The sequence below is a fragment of the Actinotalea sp. C106 genome (assembly GCF_023630195.1).
GTDB lineage: Bacteria > Actinomycetota > Actinomycetes > Actinomycetales > Cellulomonadaceae > Actinotalea.
On sequence record NZ_JALPKN010000377.1, the window covers coordinates 1 to 2,523 of the forward strand.

The 2,523-nt window shown below is 75.3% G+C and carries 3 protein-coding genes; 1 reads left to right on the top strand and 2 read right to left on the bottom strand.

From position 1 onward, the window contains the following. Positions 1 to 171 precede the first annotated feature (171 nt). A complete protein-coding gene (locus L0B03_RS16540) occupies positions 172 to 1,134 on the top strand; it encodes an arsenic resistance protein (protein WP_250447913.1) in 963 nt (320 codons plus the stop codon). Here L0B03_RS16540 and L0B03_RS16545 read toward each other — a convergent pair. Beyond that, positions 1,034 to 2,020: a DMT family transporter gene (locus tag L0B03_RS16545; protein ID WP_250447915.1), complete on the bottom strand. Its 987-nt coding sequence runs from the start codon at positions 2,018 to 2,020 to the stop codon at positions 1,034 to 1,036. The two genes, L0B03_RS16540 and L0B03_RS16545, sit on opposite strands and share 101 nt — an antisense overlap. Continuing rightward, positions 2,017 to 2,523 (bottom strand): methylated-DNA--[protein]-cysteine S-methyltransferase (locus tag L0B03_RS16550; RefSeq protein ID WP_250447917.1); only part of this gene is annotated, 507 nt, incomplete at its 5' end. The genes L0B03_RS16545 and L0B03_RS16550, both read right to left, overlap by 4 nt.

Sequence of the window (2,523 nt, forward strand, 5' to 3'; positions counted from 1 at the left end):
GCCGTCAGCGCGACCGGCCCGCGGCCCGGACCGCGGCGCTACGGCATGTGCGGGCGGCTCCAGACCTGGGAGCTGTAGCGCGGGCACCCGGCACGCAGTAGCGCGGACGCCGGGCAGGCACTGGCGCAGAGCCGCGTCTCGCCGTCGGAGGCCTGTGGTGAAGTGGGCGACATGTCGACCGCGGAACGGCTCCAGGGCGTGCTCGTGGCGCTCGCGGCCGGGGTGGGGCTCCTCCTCGGCTCGGTGCTCCCGGTGGGCGACGCCGCGGGTCGGGTCGTGCTGCCGCTGCTCCTGGCGATGCTGGTCGCGGTCTTCCTCCAGCTCGACGCCGCGGACCTGCGGGACGCCCGTCGCGCGCGGGGGGTGCTCGGCGCGAGCCTCGTGCTCAACTTCGTGCTCACCCCGGCCCTGGCCTGGGCCCTCGGTGCGGGGCTGCTCGGTGGGCAGCCCGACCTGAGGATCGGCCTGCTGCTGCTCCTGGTCACCCCGTGCACCGACTGGTACCTGGTGTTCACGGCCATGGCCCGCGGGCACGGCGGCATCGCAGCGGCCCTGCTCCCGGTCAACCTCGTGCTGCAGCTGCTCCTGCTCCCCGTGTACGTGCTGCTCCTCGGTGGGGAGGCCGCGATGGTCGACGCGGGCACCCTGGTCGAGGCCGTCCTCGTGGTGCTCGTGGTGCCGCTGGTCCTGGCGATGACGGTGCGGCTGGTCGCGGTGCGGACGCGGGGGGCGGCGTGGCGAGAGCGCGTCGTCGTCGGGCCGGCGAGCAGGGTCGTGCTGCCGCTGCTGTGCCTCGCGGTCCTGGCGATGGTCGCCTCGCAGGCCCGCACGGTGCTCGACCACGGCAGCGCGGTGCTGCTCCTCCTCCTGCCCCTCGGGATCTTCTTGGTCCTCGCGCCGCTCGCCGCGCTGGCCGCCGCCCGGGCGCTCAGGCTCCCGGCCGACCAGCGTGTCACCCTGGTGATGTCGACCACGGCGCGGAACTCCCCGATCGCGCTCGCGATCGCGGTCGCGGCCTTCCCTGACCGGCCGCTCATCGCCTTGGCGCTGGTCCTGGGGCCTCTGGTCGAGCTGCCTGTCCTGGCCCTGCTGGCGCAGCTGGTGCGGGCGCCGCAGGGATCGGCGTCACGCTAGCGACAGCCCGGCGCGACTGCGCGACGGCGACCCCCGCGAGGACAATCAGCCCGCCGACGGGCTCGTGCCAGGAGATGCCCTCGCCCAGCACCGCGATCCCGACGACCGCCGCGACCAGCGGGGTCAGGTAGGTGACGGTGCTCGCCGTGCTGGGGCCCGCCTGCTTGATCACGTGGAAGTTCAGGACGAAGGCGAAGCCCGAGCCGACAGCGCCCAGGGCGACCATCGCCCACACCACGGTGGCGGTGACCGGCGCGTGGGGCGCGACCCCCGAGACGAGCAGCACGGGCACCATGAGCAGGCAGCCCATGGACACCTGCCCCGTCGCGAGCGCCACGGGCCCCTCCCCGGAGCCGGTCAGGTGGCGCCGGGAGTACGGCAACCCGATGCCGTAGCAGGTCACCGCCCCCAGGCAGGCCAGCACGCCCGTCCACTGCCCGGCCGCGAACCCCTCCCAGACGCCGAGGACGACGGCCACCCCGAGGAACCCCATGAGCAGACCCAGCACGCGCCGCCGGGTGGGCTGCTCCTCGGGGTAGGCGGCGAGTATCACCGCGAGGGTGGTCAGCGGGGTCGCGGCGTTGATGATCCCCGCGAGGATCGAGGACACGTGCTGCTGCCCGACGGCGAACAGCGTGAACGGCACCGCGTTGAGCACCGCCCCGACGACGAGGAGGTGCCCCCAGGTGCGTCGTCGTCGGGGGAGCCGTTGGCGCAGCACCGCCGAGAGCAGCAGCAGGGCCAGGGCGCCCAGGAAGAGTCGGCCGAAGGCCACCTGCACCGGGGTCAGCGAGCGCAGCCCCACCTGGACGAAGGCGAAGGAGCAGCCCCACACCACGGCCAGCACGAGGTAGGCCAGCACCCAGGTGGGCGGACGGCGGCTCACGCGGACTGCTCGGCAGGCTGGGCGACGTGGTTCGCGAGGCCCGCGGCCCGTGGGGTCGAGGGGTCCGCGGGGGAGGCGGAGCCCTCGGTCTCCAGCAGCCGACGCTTGACCTCCAGGCCCCACCGGTAGCCACCGAGGCTGCCGTCGCTGCGCACCACCCGGTGGCACGGGATCACCAGGGCCACGGGGTTGGCCCCGCAGGCGCTCGCGACCGCGCGGACCGCGGTCGGGGCCCCGATCGCCTCGGCCACCTCGGTGTAGGAGCGCGTCTGGCCCGCGGGGATGCGACGCAGGGCGTCCCACACCCGGGCCTGGAAGGCCGTGCCGTGCAGGTCGACCGGCAGGTCGGTGCCCGGGCTGTCGCCGTGGGCCAGGGCCCGGAGGCCGTCGGCGAGCTCGGCCAGCCCGGCGTCGTCCTGGTCGGGCTGCGCCGGCGGGAACTCCTGCCGCAGCTGCTCGAGGAGGGGGCCGACGTGGGGCCCGATGCGCACGGGCGCGGGCCC